The sequence below is a fragment of the Kutzneria sp. NPDC052558 genome (assembly GCF_044547355.1).
Classification (GTDB): domain Bacteria; phylum Actinomycetota; class Actinomycetes; order Mycobacteriales; family Pseudonocardiaceae; genus Kutzneria.
Genome location: NZ_JBIUAG010000009.1, coordinates 58,796 through 74,800 on the forward strand (window position 1 = coordinate 58,796; position 16,005 = coordinate 74,800).

The 16,005-nt window shown below is 71.6% G+C and carries 15 protein-coding genes; 5 read left to right on the plus strand and 10 right to left on the minus strand.

All coding sequences use genetic code 11. From position 1 onward, the window contains the following. Position 1: 1 nt before the first annotated feature. The 7 genes from ACIG5F_RS18165 to ACIG5F_RS18195 all read right to left on the minus strand — a co-directional run bounded on the left by ACIG5F_RS18165 (position 2) and on the right by ACIG5F_RS18195 (position 5,229). Positions 2–454 carry an ester cyclase gene (locus tag ACIG5F_RS18165; protein WP_396518868.1) on the minus strand — a complete coding sequence of 151 codons (453 nt, stop codon included), beginning with the start codon at positions 452–454 and terminating at the stop codon, positions 2–4. Next, positions 451–1,200: a cupin domain-containing protein gene (locus ACIG5F_RS18170; RefSeq protein ID WP_396518869.1), complete on the minus strand. Its 750-nt coding sequence runs from the start codon at positions 1,198–1,200 to the stop codon at positions 451–453. Before ACIG5F_RS18170 ends, ACIG5F_RS18165 begins: the two co-directional genes overlap by 4 nt. Then, entirely contained in the window at positions 1,197–1,502 is a 306-nt protein-coding gene (locus tag ACIG5F_RS18175; protein WP_396518870.1) for an antibiotic biosynthesis monooxygenase family protein, read from the minus strand. The genes ACIG5F_RS18170 and ACIG5F_RS18175 overlap by 4 nt, the downstream gene beginning before the upstream one ends. 104 nt (positions 1,503–1,606) lie before the next feature. Beyond that, positions 1,607–2,569: a phosphotriesterase gene (locus tag ACIG5F_RS18180; protein ID WP_396518871.1), complete on the minus strand. Its 963-nt coding sequence runs from the start codon at positions 2,567–2,569 to the stop codon at positions 1,607–1,609. A 62-nt stretch (positions 2,570–2,631) separates the two neighbouring features. After that, on the minus strand, positions 2,632–3,318 hold the full coding sequence (locus ACIG5F_RS18185) for an alpha/beta fold hydrolase (RefSeq protein WP_396518872.1): 687 nt from the start codon (positions 3,316–3,318) through the stop codon (positions 2,632–2,634). Positions 3,319–3,427: 109 nt separating this feature from the next. Next, complete coding sequence (locus ACIG5F_RS18190) at positions 3,428–3,799, minus strand: DoxX family protein (protein WP_396518873.1); 372 nt, start codon at positions 3,797–3,799, stop codon at positions 3,428–3,430. Further along, positions 3,796–5,229, minus strand: coding sequence for an MFS transporter (locus tag ACIG5F_RS18195; RefSeq protein WP_396518874.1), 1,434 nt, complete (start codon positions 5,227–5,229; stop codon positions 3,796–3,798). The genes ACIG5F_RS18190 and ACIG5F_RS18195 overlap by 4 nt, the downstream gene beginning before the upstream one ends. Positions 5,230–5,417: 188 nt before the next feature. Between ACIG5F_RS18195 and ACIG5F_RS18200 the strand changes: the two genes are divergently transcribed. Further along, positions 5,418–6,953, plus strand: a complete 1,536-nt coding sequence (locus tag ACIG5F_RS18200) for a CocE/NonD family hydrolase (RefSeq protein WP_396518875.1) — start codon at positions 5,418–5,420, stop codon at positions 6,951–6,953. 81 nt (positions 6,954–7,034) lie between these two features. Beyond that, entirely contained in the window at positions 7,035–9,815 is a 2,781-nt protein-coding gene (locus ACIG5F_RS18205; protein WP_396518876.1) for a BTAD domain-containing putative transcriptional regulator, read from the plus strand. Here ACIG5F_RS18205 and ACIG5F_RS18210 read toward each other — a convergent pair. Beyond that, positions 9,795–10,457, minus strand: coding sequence for a LuxR C-terminal-related transcriptional regulator (locus tag ACIG5F_RS18210; RefSeq protein ID WP_396518877.1), 663 nt, complete (start codon positions 10,455–10,457; stop codon positions 9,795–9,797). The two genes, ACIG5F_RS18205 and ACIG5F_RS18210, sit on opposite strands and share 21 nt — an antisense overlap. A 213-nt stretch (positions 10,458–10,670) precedes the next feature. Here ACIG5F_RS18210 and ACIG5F_RS18215 point away from each other — a divergent pair, with 213 nt between their 5' ends. Continuing rightward, positions 10,671–12,347 carry a carboxylesterase/lipase family protein gene (locus tag ACIG5F_RS18215; RefSeq protein WP_396518878.1) on the plus strand — a complete coding sequence of 559 codons (1,677 nt, stop codon included), beginning with the start codon at positions 10,671–10,673 and terminating at the stop codon, positions 12,345–12,347. Here the strand turns inward: ACIG5F_RS18215 and ACIG5F_RS18220 are convergent. Both ACIG5F_RS18220 and ACIG5F_RS18225 read right to left on the minus strand, forming a co-directional pair. Beyond that, a complete protein-coding gene (locus ACIG5F_RS18220; protein ID WP_396518879.1) occupies positions 12,280–12,819 on the minus strand; it encodes a DinB family protein in 540 nt (179 codons plus the stop codon). The genes ACIG5F_RS18215 and ACIG5F_RS18220 overlap by 68 nt on opposite strands. A 43-nt stretch (positions 12,820–12,862) precedes the next feature. Then, entirely contained in the window at positions 12,863–13,495 is a 633-nt protein-coding gene (locus ACIG5F_RS18225; protein ID WP_396518880.1) for a hypothetical protein, read from the minus strand. Between the two features lie 50 nt (positions 13,496–13,545). Here ACIG5F_RS18225 and ACIG5F_RS18230 point away from each other — a divergent pair, with 50 nt between their 5' ends. After that, positions 13,546–14,307, plus strand: a complete 762-nt coding sequence (locus ACIG5F_RS18230; protein WP_396518881.1) for a cyclase family protein — start codon at positions 13,546–13,548, stop codon at positions 14,305–14,307. Further along, on the plus strand, positions 14,304–15,917 hold the full coding sequence (locus tag ACIG5F_RS18235) for a thiamine pyrophosphate-binding protein (RefSeq protein WP_396518882.1): 1,614 nt from the start codon (positions 14,304–14,306) through the stop codon (positions 15,915–15,917). Before ACIG5F_RS18230 ends, ACIG5F_RS18235 begins: the two co-directional genes overlap by 4 nt. Positions 15,918–16,005: the final 88 nt, after the last annotated feature.

Here is a 16,005-nt window from a genome sequence, read left to right on the forward strand (position 1 = left end):
GTCAGTCCTGCGCGCCCGGCCAGCGGCCGAGCTGGCGCAGCAGGGCCAGCTCGTCGACCATGAACCAGGCCTCGGCGATCAGGCCGTCCTCGACCCGCCAGTGGCCGATCTCGGTGACGGCGATCGCCCGCCCGGTGGCCGGAATGCCTTGCAGCTCCCCGAGATGCGTGCCGCGCAGGGTCCACCGGGCCCAGACCCGGTCGCCGCGCACGAGGATGTCGTCGATCTCGTCCACCCGGTCGGGCACGGACTCCCCGTTGTAGGTGACCGATCCGGGCGGCGCGACCTCGGCCAGGTTGGCCATGCCGAAGCGCTGCGGCTTGAATCCGTCCACTGTGTACTTTGACCGCTCGGCGAACGGCACGCTCCGGAAGTGCAGCACCAACTCCAGGTTGGCCCGCTCTTCGGCGGTGAGCGTCGGGTCGGCGAGGGCTCGGTCGACGGCGGCTGTCATGTCGGGGCGACTCCTGTTCTGATGTACAGCGCGCGGCTGCCGCTGGCCAGTGCCCGGGCCTGCGCGCCCTCGGTGAGTTCGATGAACTCGCCCGCCCGCAGGGCGTACGAGCAGTCGGGGACGTCGAACCGGTAACGCCCCTCCATGATCCACACGGCCGTGCCCGGCTCGATCGTCCACGGCCGGCCGTAGGTCGGGTCTAGCCACAGTCCCACGCTCACCGCGGTCTCGGTCTCTCCCGGCCCGACCAGCGGCCCGCTCGAGCCGGTCGACGCGACCACCACCGGCCGGCCGATGTCGTCGCCGGGCTCCACCAGTCGGGTGCCGTGCCGGGCGTTGATCGCCGTCCACAGTGGACCGGGCTCGCCCGGCGTGCCGAAGATCTCGGGCATGGACCGGAACACCGACTCGAAGCCGGCCGGCGCGAACAGCACCGCCGCCCGCGCCGGCTCGGTTCCGACCACCTCGAAGTTGTGCGGCGATCCCCTGGGCACCAGGACGAATCCGCCCGGCTCGGCCTCGTGCACCCGGCCGCTGACGGTCATCCGGTACGTGCCCGACATGACGTAGAAACACTCGACGGCGTCGTCGTGCGCGTGCGGCGGCACCATGGCCCCGACCGGGCTGGAGGCCTCGGTGAGGCTGTAGGCGCCGCCGGTGGCGTCGCCGTCGGCGATGATCCGGAACGAGTGCCCCGGCACCTCGGCCGGGGTGAGATCTCGGCTGGCGACGACCCGAACGCTCACGCGTGATCCTCGCGCGTGACGCTGTAGAGCGACGGCGATGACGGGAACTCCCGCCACGCCGGATTGGCCACCAGCTCGCGGAAGTGCTCGTCGTGGGCCGCGTCGGACTGCTCGGCGCTGTCCCACCCGGCGACGTTGACGAACCGCAGCCGGGCGTTGTCGTCCAGCGAGCGGTGCAACCGCCGCCACTGGAAGCCCGGGTGCTGCCGCATGTGGCTGTCGACCTGCTCCCACAGCTCGAGGAACGCCTCCTCGCGGCCGACCGGGACCTCGAAGCAGTTGATGAACACGACCCCAGCCATGACGCGACTCCCTCGGCGCACTACATATAGATCTATATGTATTCGGTGCACTCATCATGGCCGCAGCGGCGCGGTGGTGTCAACGGGCCGGCGCTGTGAATGCGCTATGCGCCAGCCAGGATCCGCCTCGGGTTGTCGACCAGCATCAGGTCGATGTCCCGTTCGGACACCCCCGCCGCCCGCAGCGCCGGCAGCACGTCGTCGAGGATGTGGGTGTAGCGCCAGTTGGGCAGGGCGGCCTCGCGCGCGCCGGGCGGGAACCAGTCGATGTGGCAGGAGGCGTCCTGCGACAGCACCATCCGGTCGGCCAATCCCTTGTCCACCAGGCTGACGAGCGTGTTCACCCGATCCTCGTGCGGCAGCAGGACGTCGACCCCGAAGCGGTCCATGCCCAGGTACGCGCCGCTGTCGGCCAGCTCCGTCAGGTAGTCGACGTCGGCGGTGTCGTTGCTGTGGCTGAGCAACAGCGCCTCGGGCCGGACGCCCTCGCGCCGGAACACCGCCAGCGCGGCCGAGCCGGTCCGGGCCGTCGGCGAGGTGTGCACCATGATCGGGACGCCGGTGCGCTTGTGGGCCTCGGCGACCGCCACCATGACCCGCTCCACCCCGGGGGTGAGCTCGTCCTCGACGGCGCACTTCAGCACCGCGGCCTTGACACCGGTGTTGGCGATGCCCTCGGTGATGTCCCGCACGAACAGGTCCACCATCGGCTCGGGCCCGCCCAGCAGCGTGCCGGGGCCGTGGTACCGGAACACGAACGGCACGTCCCGCAGCGTGTAGACCCCGGTGGCCACCACGATGTTGAGGTCAACGTGGTGGTTGATCCGGGTGAGCCGGGAGACGTCCCGGCCCAGCCCGAGCACGGTGGGGTCGACGATGGTGTCGACGCCGCGGGCCTTCAGCTCCCGCAGCCGGGTCACGGCGTCGACGAACCGGGCCTCCTCGTCCCAGGACTCCGGATAGTTGCGCCGGTACTCCTCGTTCACGACGAACACGTGCTCGTGCATGAGCACGCGGCCCAGCGCGCGGCCGTCCACCCGGCCACGCACCGTCTCCACTGCGGACACCGAATCTCCTTACCCGATGGGGAAGCCGGCGGAGGACCGGGGGATCCTCCGCCGGCCGCCGATCAGCCGTTGACGGCCCTGAGAATGTGGTCGACGACCGCCTGCGGCTGGGACTCGTACACCGCGTGGCTGGCGGCGACCTCGGCCACGGCGGCCCCCGCCCGCTCGGCCATCTGGCGCTGGGCCGGCGGCGGGATCATCCGGTCCTCGGTGGTCACCAGGTACCAGGTCGGCTTGTGCCGCCATGCCGGCTCGGTGATGACGCCGGCCAGGGCCTCGACGCCCCAGGGAACCTGGGCGTCGGCGAGGAAGGCGGCCCGGTCCTCGTCCACGTCGCCCGCGAACGAGGCGTGGAACTTCTCCTTGTCCAGGAACAGAAACCCGTCCTGCGGAGGCAGGATCGGCGGCACCGGCGCGCCGGGCGGCGGGTCGGCGATCAGATCGTTGACCGACTCGCCCTTGTCCGGGGCGAAGGCGGCGATGTAGACCAGCGCGGCCACCTTCTCGTGGGCGCCGGCCTCGCTGATGACCGCGCCACCGTACGAGTGGGCGACCAGCACGGCCGGGCCGTCCAGGTTGTCGAGGACCAGGGTGGTCGCAGCGGCGTCGCCGGCCAGCGACAGCGTGGGGTGCTGCACGACGCTGACGGCGAAGCCCTGCCGCCGCAGCAGGTGGTAGACCTGCTCCCAGCCGGCGCCGTCGACGAAGCCGCCGTGCACCAGCACGACGTTGTTCGGTCTCACGGACATTCGCGTACTCCTCACGGACGACCATGCGGGGTCATGATCATCTGTGTCGACACCCTAGTTCGGCCGGGCCGCGAAGTCCGGGCCCGCGCGGGCCGCTGGCACCTGGGGGTCACGACGGTGTCCCAAGGTGCACATAAAACGTCAGCCCGCACAGGAAACAGGTCAGCAGCAGGAACGCCCCGGCCGACACGAACGGCTCGGCCTTGGGCACCCGGGCCCGCAGCAGATAGGCCAGCGCCCCGACGAAGTAGCCGATCAGGCCGACCGCCGCCGCCACCCGGACCGGCCACCAGAACAACCCGACCACCAGGCCGGCCACCGCGGCGCACTCCGCGGCGGCCAGCAGCCACAGCTTGTCCACGGGAAAGCCCACCGCCCGCATGCCGAGCACCTGGCGCTCGTCGCGCGCCAGCTTGCCCCGCGCCGACGGGACCAGCAAACCGGCCAGCAGCAACGAGGCCAGCCACTCCACGACGATCATTCCGAGCGGGTCTCCTTGCGGGGCATCACGAACGACAGCGCGAAGCCGATCGCGACGATCAGGGCCAGGGCCAGATAGGCGTTGCGGTAACCGTCCTCATGGTAGAAGGCGGTGCCCTGGGAGACCGTCGAACTGGCGTTCAACACGGTGAAGGTGATCTGCGCGGCGAAGGTGGCCACCAGCCCGAGGATCATCAGCGACATGCCGCTGGCCTGGGCCTGCTCCTTGGTGGAGACCGATTCCACCACCAGGATGGGGGTGCAGCCGAAGACGATGCCGGCTCCCAGCGCGGCCAGCACGCCGGTGCTGATGATCTGTGTGGCGTCGCGGTGGAAGAAGGCCTGCAACACAAGGCCGACGATCATCACCGGCACCGCCGCCAGCCAGATGGTCCGGCTGCCGAAGCGCCGGGAGCCGTAGGCCGCGAGCGAGCCGATCACGAACATCACGATGCCGGCCGGCAGGTTGACCAGCGCGCCGTGCACGGCGGTCCAGCCCAGCCCGTCGGAGACGCCGGGAATGCTCGGGTACAGCGGAATGACCACCGTCATGACGCCGAGCGCGGCCAGCGCGGTGCCCTGGATCAGCGAGGAGGCGGTCAGCACGGTGGCGACCTTCCGGCGCGACAGCATCGACAGGTTCAGGATGGGGTTGCGGGCCCGCCGCTCGACGAACACGAAGCCCACCAGCACCAGCAGGCCGATCGCGACCGGGCCGAGCACCTGGCCGCTGGCCCAGCCCAGGTCCGAGCCCCGGCCGATGCCGGACATCACCGCGAGCACGCCCAGGCCCAGCAACACGCCGCCGGCCCAGTCGAAGCCGCCGCGGTCGGCGTGCCGGGGCGTCTCCGGCAGCACGGTCACGATCAGCACCAGCCCGATGACCGTGCAGGTGGCGATGAACCACATGGCGCCGTGGAAGGCGAAGCCGTCCAGCAGCCAGCCGGCGATCAGCGGGCCGACGGCGACGACCCCGCCCAGGGCCGCCCCGATGGCGCCGGTGATGCCGGGCAGCTTGGCCGCCGGCACGACGTCGCGGGCGGCGGCCAGCGCCAGGGCGGCGACCGGCACGTAGAAGGCGGCGACGGCCCGGCCGACCAGCAGCACGTCGTAGGAGGTGGCCAGGGCGCACATGATGTCGCCGACCAGGCCGATGAGGACCAGCGCGAGCATCACCTTGCGCTTGCCGACCATGTCGCTGAGCTTGACGGCGAAGGGCAGCAGCAGGGTGCCGATCAGCGCGTAGACGACGTTGAACCAGACGATCTGGGTGGTGTGGAACGTCTGGGCCACCTGGGCCTGGGCCACGGTGGCGATCGCCTGCGACATGTTGACCAGCTGGGCCGGCCATAGCAGGGCGACCGCGGTGAGCCAGAAGGGTCTTGACGCCAAGGCCAGGTTTCTTTGCGAGACCGCGACTGCGGGGTCCATGGCGGTTCCTCTCCCGGGACCGGACTACACTGTCCACACTGGTCGCCCAGTAGACCGACCGTTCGGTTGACAGACAAGGACGTCCGCGTTACGACTTGCGTCCGACGGCGTTAGCAGTTCTAACTGCGGCCGGCCTCCGCCTCGGTGATACTGTCACGGAACAGTTATTCCGAAGGGTGGGACACCGCATGTCCGAGGCCAAGCCGGCCGGCCTGTCCGCTCGTGCGCTCGGCGTGGTCCACCGGCTGCTGTTGGGCCTGCCGCCGGCGCGCACGGCGTACACCGTGCAGCGCGGCCTGCGTGTGCCCACCCGTGACGGCGCGGAGCTGGTCACCGATCACTACGCCCCGATGGACCGGGCCTACGGCACCGTGCTGATCCGCACCCCGTATCCCCGTGGTCTGCCGGAAAGCCTGCTGCACGGCCGAATGCTGGCCGCGCGCGGCTATCACACGCTGATCCAGAGCGTGCGCGGCACCGGCGGCTCGACCGGCGACTTCCGGCCGATCGCCCAGGAGGCGGCCGACGCCCAGGACGTCGTCGCGTGGCTGCGGACGCAGCCCTGGTTCACCGGCACGCTGGCCACGCTGGGCGGCTCCTACCTCGGCTGGGCCCAGTGGGCGCTGCTCCAGGACCCGCCGCCGGAGCTGCGCGCGGCCGTCGTTCTGGTCGGCCCGCACGACTTCCGGCGGGTCATCCGCGGCACGGGCTCGTTCGCGCTGGGCGACTTCTTCGGCTGGAGCTCGGCGATGGTGGCCCAGCGGCAGGGCATGCGCGCCGTCGTCGCGGCCCGCCGGCACGTGGCGGCCGCCCTGCGGGCGCGGTCGGCGACGGCGGTCGCCGGCGCCCCCTGGTTCACGCAGTGGTTGGACCACAAGGACATCGAGGACCCGTTCTGGCAGCCCTACCAGGCCCCGTCGGCGCTGCGGGACACCAAGATCCCGGTGCTGCTGGTCGGCGGCTGGCACGATGTCTTCGTCGACCAGACGCTGGAGCAGTACCGCCGGCTGCGGGAGCACAATCCCGACGTGGCGCTGACGATCGGCCCGTGGACGCACATGGACACCGCCGTGAAGGCGGCCCGGGTCGTCGATCCGGAGGCGTTGGCCTGGTTCGACCAGCACATCGCCGGCGCCGCCCCGAGGCGTAAAACCCCGGTCCGGGTGCACGTCACCGGGGCCGGCCAGTGGCGGTCCCTGGCGGCGTGGCCGCCGGCCACCACCGACCGGGTGTACGGCGTGGACTCGACCGGTCTGCTCACCGCGTCGCCCGGCCAGGGCGCCGTCGAGTTCGACTACAACCCCGACGATCCCACGCCTTCGGTCGGGGGACGGCACATGTCGCCCGGCGCGGGCCGGCAGGACAACACCAAGCTGGAGCAGCGGGCCGACGTCGTCGTCTTCACCTCCGCCCCGTTCGACCACGACACCGAGATCGTCGGCGCGCCCCGGCTGCGGATCGACATCGGCACGACGGCCCCGCTGTTCGCACGACTGTGCGAAGTGGACAGTCGCGGCCGGTCGTGGAACGTCACCGAGACCTTCACCTGGCTGTCCGGGCCGGGCGAGGTCGAACTCGGCCAGTGCGCGCACCGTTTTCGCGCCGGCAGCCGACTGCGCCTGCAACTGTCCGGCGGCGCGTATCCGCGCTACTCGGCGCATCCCGAACCGGTCCACTACCGCGTCGCGTGCTCTCGTGCACTGTTGACGGTTCCGGTGGCCTGAGAATTCGTCACGCCCGTCCGATCGGACTACAGTTGCCCAGCCACGCCAACTAGCCGAGGTCGGCCTGGGAGTTCAGCACATATGACGCCCGCCCTCACCATCCGCCTGCTCGGCCCGGTCCGCGTCGAACTAGGCACGGAGGTCCTCGAGTCCGGCCCGCCGCAGCAACAGGCGACGCTGGCGGTGCTCGCGCTCAACGCCGGCACGCCGACGCCGGTGGAGCAGATCGCCGCGGCGATCTGGGGCGACCGCCAGCCCAGCAGCGCCTACGGCACCGTGCGCACGTGCGTCTACCGGCTGCGGAAGATCCTGAACGGGGACGACGCGCGCATCGAGTCGTCGAGCCAGGGCTACCTGCTGCGCACCGCGCCGGACGTGATCGACCTGCGCCGGTTCGAGGCGCTGGTGGACGAGGCCAGGTCGGACAAGGCGACGCGGGAGCGGGCCGACCGGCTCCGTGCGGCGATCGATCTGTGGCGCGGCGACGCCTTCGCCGGGCTGTGCGGCGAGTACTTCGAGGACCGACGCACCCGGCTGGCCGGCGAGCGGCTCACGGCCGTGCAGGACTGGTGCGAGGCGGCGCTGGAACTCGACCAGGCCGACCGCACGGTGGCGGCGCTGCACGAGCTGATCGCCACCGACCCGTTCCAGGAACGCTCGCACGAGCTGCTCATGCTGGCCCTGGTCCGGCTGGGCCAGCGGGCCGAGGCGCTGGAGGTCTACGACCGGATCCGCCGCCGGCTGGCCGACGAGCTCGGCATCGACCCCGGCCCGCGGCTGCGTGAGCTGCACGAGCGGGTGCTCCGCTCCGACCCGACCCTGCTGCACGCGCCCGAGCCGGTCGAGCCGGCGTACACGCCGATCCCGGCCCAGCTGCCCAGCGACGTGATGGCGTTCAGCGGCCGTGACGACGAGGTCGCCGACGCCCTGGCGGCGGCCGCCCCGGTCACGCTCATCCACGGCACCGCCGGCATCGGCAAGACCACGCTGGCGGTGCACGTCGCGCACCTGATCGCCGCCGACTTCCCCGACGGCCAGCTGTTCGTCAACCTCCAGGGCTTCTACCACAACATGTCCCCCGTGCCGCCGAGCACCGCGATCCGATCCCTGTTGGAGGGACTGGGCGTGCCGACCGCGCAGGTGCCCGACGACCTGCCCGCGCAGACCGCGTACTACCGGAGCGTGATGGCCGGCAAGCGCTGCCTGATCGTGCTGGACAACGCCCGCGACTCCCAGCAGGTGCTGCCGCTGCTGCCGGGCAACGCCCGCTGCGCGGTGATCGTGACGACCCGGACCATGCTGACCCAGCTGGTGATGGCCACCGGTGCGCACGTTATCGAGCTCGACCTGCTGTCGCCGGCGGCCGCCGAGCAGTTCCTGCGGGCCCGGCTCGGCAGCCGCCGGGTCGACGCCGAACCGGCCGCCGTCCGGCAGATCGTGGCCAAGTGCGCGCGGCTGCCGCTGGCCCTGGCGATCACCGCCGCCCGCGCGGCGCTGCGGCCCCGCCTGCCGCTGGCCGGCATCGTCGACGAGCTCGCCGACGCGCACAGCTCGCTGGACGCCTTCGCCAGCCCCGATCCCGACCTGGACGTGCGGTCGGTGATCTCCTGGTCGTACATCGCGCTGTCCCCGGAGGCGGCCCGCCTGTTCCGGATGCTGTCGCTGCACCCCGGCATGGCGTTCGACCTGGCCGTCGCCGCGAACCTGTTCGGCGCCAAGCGATCCGTGGTCGCGCCGCTGGTCGAGGAGCTGATCGGCGCGCACCTGATCGAACAGCCCGGGCCGCGGCGCTACAGCTGGCACGACCTGATCCGCGCGGCCGCGGCGGAGGAGCTGGCCAAGCACGAGGAGGACGCGAAGCCGGCGTTCTCCCGGCTGCTCGACTACTACCTGCGGTCGACGTCCAGCGTGGCGGCCATGTTCTCCAAGAACCACCACCTGCCGCCGTTTCGCGCGCCCGAGCCCCTGGCCCCCGAGCCGGACACGTTCACCGACTACAAGGCCGCCTTCGACTGGCTGTCCGAGCGGTACACCACCGTGCTGGAGCTCATCGAGCAGGCGTGCCGGCACGGGCACCCCGCGACGGCGTGGCGGCTGGCCTGGTGCATCCGGCACTTCCAGGACCGCCAGGGCCACTGGCGGGACAGCCTGGCCGTGCAGACCACCGCGCTCAAGGCCGCGGAGCTGGCTGGCGAGCCCGTCGGCGTCGCGTACGCCCATCGCGGCCTGGCCCGGGCGTGGACCCTGCTCAAGGACTACGCCGCCGCCGAGACGCACATCAAGGCGGCGACCGACTTCTTCGAGTCCACCGGCGACCACATGGAGGAGGCCTACTGCAAGCGCCAGCACTCGTGGATCGTGGAGTTGCAGGGCGACGACCTCGGCGCGCTGGCGCTGACCCGCGAGGCGGTGGCGATCTTCCGGGACCTGGACTGGAAACCGGGGCTGGCGGGCAGCCTCAACGCCGCCGCCTGGTACGAGATGCTGACCGGCCACGCGGCCAGGGCCATCGTCCTCGGCCGGGAGAGCGTCGCGATCTTCGAGACCGTCGCGGACCTCTACGGCCTTGGCGAGGCGCTGGGCACGCTCGGCATCTCCTATCTCGTCGCCGGCGAGCCGCAGCTCGCCGCCGACACGCTGGAGCAGGCGCTGAGCCTGCACACCAGGACCAACAGCTTCACCGACCAGGCCGGGGTGCTCCGCCGGCTCGTCGACGTGCACGCCCGGCTCGGCAACACCGCGCGGTCCGAGGAACTCCGGGCCCGCTACGACGTGCTGACCGCCACCCTCACCGACGAGGAGCGCGAGTCGATCGCCGTCCACTTCCGGCTCGGCGTCGAGTCAGAAAGCGCCACGCCGTAGCGCGTAGGACACCGCGTGGGCCCGGTTGCGCAGGTCCAGCCGGCGCATCAGGTCGGCCAGCACCTTCTTGATCGTCCGCTCCGAGTAGTTCATCTTGGTGGCGATGTAGGAGGTGTCCATGCCCTCCGCCACCAGCCGCAGCACGTCCACCTCGCGGCTGGTCAGGCCGTTGGGCTGCACCTCGACCGGGGCCATCATGTTGCGCTGCAGCATGCGCTGCTCCTCGATCAGCCAGCGGGTGATCCGGCTCGGCAGCAGCGCCTGGCCGGTGGCCACCGCGTGCACGATGCCGTGCACGGTGCGGGCGTTGAGGTCCCGGATGTGCACGATGCCCGCCACCCCCGCCCCGAAGATCGCCGGCAGCTGGCCCTCCCGGACCGCGTCCGTGGCCAGCACGATCGCCTGCTCCGGGTTCTCCGCCGCCCGCCAGGCCGCCGTCAGGTCCTCGATGAACTCGTCGGTGACCGTCGCCGCCACCGCCAGCACCACGTCCGCCGTGCGCGGGTTGTCGCCTCGCACCACTTCCGGGCCCGCCAGCAGGGCCCACACTCGCTGACGCTGGTCCGCCTCCGGCGACACCACCGCCACCACGGTCCGACGCGCCGACTCCGGCTCAGGACAGACATACAGGGGTACGGACATATCCCCTTGCTCCTTCACGGACGTCCAGTAGTCGCCCTATACGATCATGGCCGCATCTACGCGGTATCTACGCGGCAATGGCCGGGGTGTGTCCGAAAGTGCGCGTCGAAGTGTCCGCGCAGGCAACCGGCGGCCGACAACAGCTGGGCGACAGGTTCCGCTGTTACGTTTCCACCACACGACACAATTCACCGATAAACTCTGGGGAATCGAGTGAAAACGACCGCCCTGCTGGCCGTCGCCGGCGTTGTGGGCCTGGTGTTCCCGGCCGCCGCCCCGTATTCGGCGTCCGGAATCCACGAAAGCCCGACCATTGTGCGGACCGCCGCCGGCAAGGTCCGCGGCGTCCAGGGCACCGGCTACACACAATGGCTGGGCATTCCCTACGCGGCCGATCCGTCCGGCGCGAATCGCTGGCAGCCGCCGCGCCCGGTCCCGGCCTGGTCAGGTGTGCGCGACGCCACCGCCTTCGGCGACCGGTGCGCGCAGAACAGCACCTGGGATCCCGGCTACGAGAAGGCGGTCACCACCGAGGATTGCCTGTCCCTCAACGTCTACGCCCCCGACAACGCGCCCGCGCGGACGCCCGTGCTGGTCTGGATCCACGGCGGCGGCCTGGTCAACGGGGCCGGTCAGGACTACAACCCGCGCGAGTTCGTCGAGCAGACCGGCGCGGTGGTCGTCACCGTCAACTACCGCCTGGGCGTGCTCGGCACGCTCAACCTGCCCCCGCTCGTCGGCGGCAACTACGGGTTTCTCGACCAGCAGGCCGCGCTGCGCTGGGTGCACGCCAACATCGCCGGCTTCGGCGGCGACCCGGCGAACGTGACCCTGCTCGGCCAGTCGGCCGGCGCCGGGGCCGTGTGCAACCAACTCGCCTCGCCCACCGCGAAGGGGCTGTTCTCGCGCGCGGTCCTGATGAGCGGCGGTGGCTGTAGCCTGCTGCCCGCGGCAACCGGCCAGGCGCAGAGCGAGGCCTTCGCGCAGGCCGTCGGCTGCGGCGGCGCAGTGGACGTGCTGGCCTGTCTACGGGCCGCGCCCGCCGCGGATCTGCTTGCCGCGCAACAGAAGGCCCCGGTCGCTCCCTCCATGGGCGGCGCCGCCTTCCCGGCCGACCCGGGCGCGGTCATCCAGACCGGCGACTTCAACCGCGTCCCGGTGCTGATCGGTCAGACCGACGCCGAACGCAGCCTGTTCACCTTCCAGGCGTACGACTACCTCGGCGCCCCCATGACCGCCGCGCAGTACGAGGCGTCCGTGCGCGCGGCCTACGGCGCCAACGCCGACAAGGTGCTGGCCGAGTATCCGCTGAGCGCGTACCCGACGCCGGGCCAGGCCTGGTCGGCCGCGCAGAACGGCTCCAGCATGTACGCCCGGCAGCAGCTCATGGCCACGCTGTCGAAGTGGGTTCCCACCTACGCCTACGAGTTCGCCGAGAGCGACACCCCGCACTACGTCTCGCTCTTCCTCGCCCAGCAGGCCGGGCCGCCGGCCCGCGACTACCCGTTCGGCGGCGCGGTCCACAACGACGATCTCGGCTACCTCTGGGACTACCTGGGCCAGACGCTGCCCTACGACGACGACCAGCTGGAGCTGTCCCGGCAGATGATCGGTTACTGGGGCCGGTTCGCCGCCTCGGGCGACCCGAACGGCGTCGGCGGGCCGGCCTGGCCGAGGTACCGGCCGGCGCCGGGCGAGATGATGTCCCTGGTCGCCTGCGACACGCCGCCGGCAGGCAATCGGGCGCCGGCTGCCTGCTCGCACGTCTTCGGGGATTTCGCCCAGGAGCACGATCTCGGCTTCTGGGCCGGGCTGAACGGCGCTACCGCCACCGGTACAAATCCCGCAGCAGCGATATCTCCGCCCCGTGGTGCAACAGTTCACGGTTGATGTGCAGCACCAGCTCCGCCATCGTGTACTCGGCGAACGGCCCTTCCGCCGGGCCGCATTTGACCGTCAGGTCCACGGTTCGCACCCCGTCGATCCACGCCTTGTAGCCGGCATCGAGCTGGGCCAACGCGGTGGCGGCGTCGCCGGGGTAGTCGTGGCTGAAGTAGTCCATGGCCGGACCGCCGAAATGCGACGCGACCCGCATGCCGAGGACGCCGACGACGATGTGCCCGATGCGCCAGGCGATGGTGGTCACGGGGGCGGGGTCGGGCTCGGGATACTCCCAGTCGACGACAAAATCCCCGCTCCCGGCGGCCATGCTCGTCGCGCCGCTCCCCCGCGGCCGCACGTTCCACGCCCCGGCGACCGGCTCCCACCGGTACTCGGCGTCGGTGAGGCCTTCGAGTCGCGGCCGCAGCTGGTTCTGCCAGTGCCAGTCGGCCTGGTCGATGAGCAGTTGGTTCCAGTTCATGCCCGGGACGCTACGACCAATCGAGGACAACTACTGTCCTCGATCACGACTTCTTGGCGTACTCCAGCAGCGGCCGCATCGCCGACACGTCCACCCCGGCCCCGCGCAGCGCGGCGATGATCTGCGCCGCCCGCCGGTACTCCTGCTCGTCGGCCAGCCGGTATCCGCCGTCGAACTGGTCAGCGGGCACGGTGGTGGGCCGCAGCCGGACGTTGGTCTGGTCCCGCCACGCCCAGCATTCCACGGCGGTGCCCTTGCCGCTGATCCCCGTGACCCACAGGAACCGCCCCTCATCCACCCACAACGTGTTCGGCGTGACCGACACGACCGGCGCAGCGGCGGCGGGCGCCGGCGCCCGCCGCGGCACCCGACTCGACGTCCCGGACGCCACCACCGGCGGGGCGGACAAACCGGTGAAACCGGCCATCAACGCGTCGTGGTCGGCGGCGGCCCGCAACAGCCCGGCGTAGTCGACGATCGCCCCGGCCGCCTGGATCTGCTGGATCACGGTGCGGGCCAGGTCGGACGCGGGATGCGGCCCCGCGCCCCGGTCGACCTCGGTCGCCGCGGCGTCCAGGGCGTCGGCGAGCCGGCGGAAGTCGTCGGCCGCGCGGCGCACCGTCGCCTGCACGGCTCTGCGGTAGGCCGCCAGGTCGGACGGGTTGGCAGTGGTCATGGGTGCAAGGTTAGGAGAGGATCCGAATGTTCCCAGTCAAGGAGGTTCCCATGCCCGTGCTGGCCGGCCTGCTGTCCGCGTTGCGGACCGGCGCCGTCGAGGTCCTCGACCTGACGGCCCCGCTCTCGGCGAGCACACCGGTGTTGACGCTGCCGCCGCCGTTCGCCAACACGGCCAGTTTCCGATTGGAGGAGATCAGCCGCTACGACGACCGCGGCCCCCGCTGGTACTGGAACGACATCCACACCGGCGAGCACGTCGGCACGCACGTCGACGCCCCGAACCACTGGCTGTCGGGCCGGGACGGGGCCAGCGTCGACCAGATTCCGCTGGGCACGTTCGTCGCGCCGGCGGCGGTGCTGGACGCCTCGGCCAAGGTCGCCGAGAATCCGGACTTTCTGCTCGAAGTGGACGACATCAAGGCCTGGGAGCACGAGCACGGCCCGCTGCCGGACGGCGGCTGGCTGCTGTACCGCACCGGATGGGACGCGCGTTCCGGCGACCAGAACGATTTCCTCAACGACACGCACACCCCGGGCGTGTCGGCGGAGTGCGCGCAGTGGCTGGCCGAGTCCGCGATCGCCGGCTTCGGCGTGGAGACCGTCGGCACGGACGCGGGCCAGGCCGCCGGCATGGAGCCGATGTTCCCGTGCCACGACCGGATCCTCGGCGCCGGCAAGTGCGGGCTGACGCAACTGCGGAACCTGGCGCTGCTGCCGCCGACCGGGAGCGTGATCGTGGTGTCGCCGTTGCCGATCGTCGGCGGCTCGGGCAGTCCGGCCCGGGTCTACGCCCTGGTGGAGCGGTCATGATCGTCGCCGATGCGGTGGGCCGGGTGCTGGCGCAGCTGGGGGCCGGTCCGGCGTTCGGGGTGGTGGGCAGCGGGAACTTCCACGTCACCAATGCGCTGCGGGCCGGCGGTGTGCCCTTCCACGCCACCCGGCACGAGGGCTGCGCCGCCACCGCGGCCGACGCCTGCGCCCGCATGGGCAACCGGGTCGGGATCGTCACCACGCACCAGGGTTGCGGCCTGACCAACGCCGTCACCGGCATCGGCGAGGCGGCCAAGAGCCGGACGCCGCTGCTCGTGCTCACCGCGGACACGCCGGACTCCGATCCCCTCAACAACTTCCGCATCGACCAGGACGCACTCGTCCGCGCGGTCGGCGCGATCCCCGAGCGGGTGCACAGCCCGGAGACGGCCGTCGCCGACACGGTCCGCGCCTACCGGACAGCGCTGCTCGAACGCCGCACGGTGGTGCTCAACCTGCCGCTTGACGTCCAGGCGATGCCGGTCCCCGCCTTCGAACCCGTTGCGACACCGGAACTTCCGACCGCCTCGACGCCCGATGTCACGGCATTGACCGCCCTCGTCGCCGACGCCGAACGACCGGTGTTCATCGCCGGCCGGGGCGCTCGCGGGGCCGCGGCCGAACTGGCCGATCTGGCCGCGACCGCCGGCGCGCTGCTGGCCACCTCGGCCGTCGCCAATGGACTGTTCCACGATCATCCTTGGTCCCTGGGCATTTCCGGCGGCTTCTCCTCCCCGCTGACCGCCGAGCTCATCCGGGGCGCGGACCTGGTCGTCGGCTGGGGCTGCGCCCTCAACCGCTGGACGACCCGGCACGGCCGGCTGCTCGGCCCCGACGCCCGGCTGGCCCAGGTCGACCTGGACGAGGCCGCGTTGGGCGCACACCGGAAGATCGACGTCGGTGTCATCGGCGACGCCGCGGTCACGGCCCGGGCCGTGCAGGCCGGTCTCGGCCGGAAAACCGGCTACCGCTCCCCCGAACTCCGGGAACGCATCGCCGCCCGCGCCCGCTGGTCGGCCGCCGACTTCACCGACGAGTCCACCGCCGACCAGATCGACCCGCGCACGCTTTCCCTTGAGCTGGACCGGATTCTGCCGGCCGAGCGGATCGTCGCCGTGGACTCCGGCAACTTCATGGGCTATCCCAGCGCCTACCTGGGCGTGCCCGACGAGTTCGGGTTCTGCTTCACCCAGGCGTTCCAGTCCATCGGCCTCGGCCTGGCCACGGCCATCGGCGCCGCCGTCGCCCAGCCGGGCCGGCTGCCGGTGGCTGCGCTCGGCGACGGCGGCTTCCACATGGCCGCCGGCGAGCTGGAAACGGCCGTGCGCCTGGGTTTGCCGCTGGTGGTGGTCGTCTACAACGACGCCGCCTACGGCGCGGAGGTGCACCACTTCGACGGCGACCACGCCACGGTTCGCTTCCCTCCCACCGACATCGCCGCCATCGCCCGCGGATTCGGCTGCACGGGGCTGACCGTGCGGACGGTCGCCGACCTCAAACCCGTGCGCGACTGGCTCGACGGGCCGAGGGACGCGCCGCTGGTGATCGACGCGAAGATCACCGACGACGGCGGCTCATGGTGGCTGGCCGAGGCTTTCCACGGCCACTGACCAGCTTCGGCGCGACACGGCCGGCGATCGAGCCCGTCCCCACCACCGGCCCGTTCACCATGCGCGAAATCCCGCCACACCGGAATAC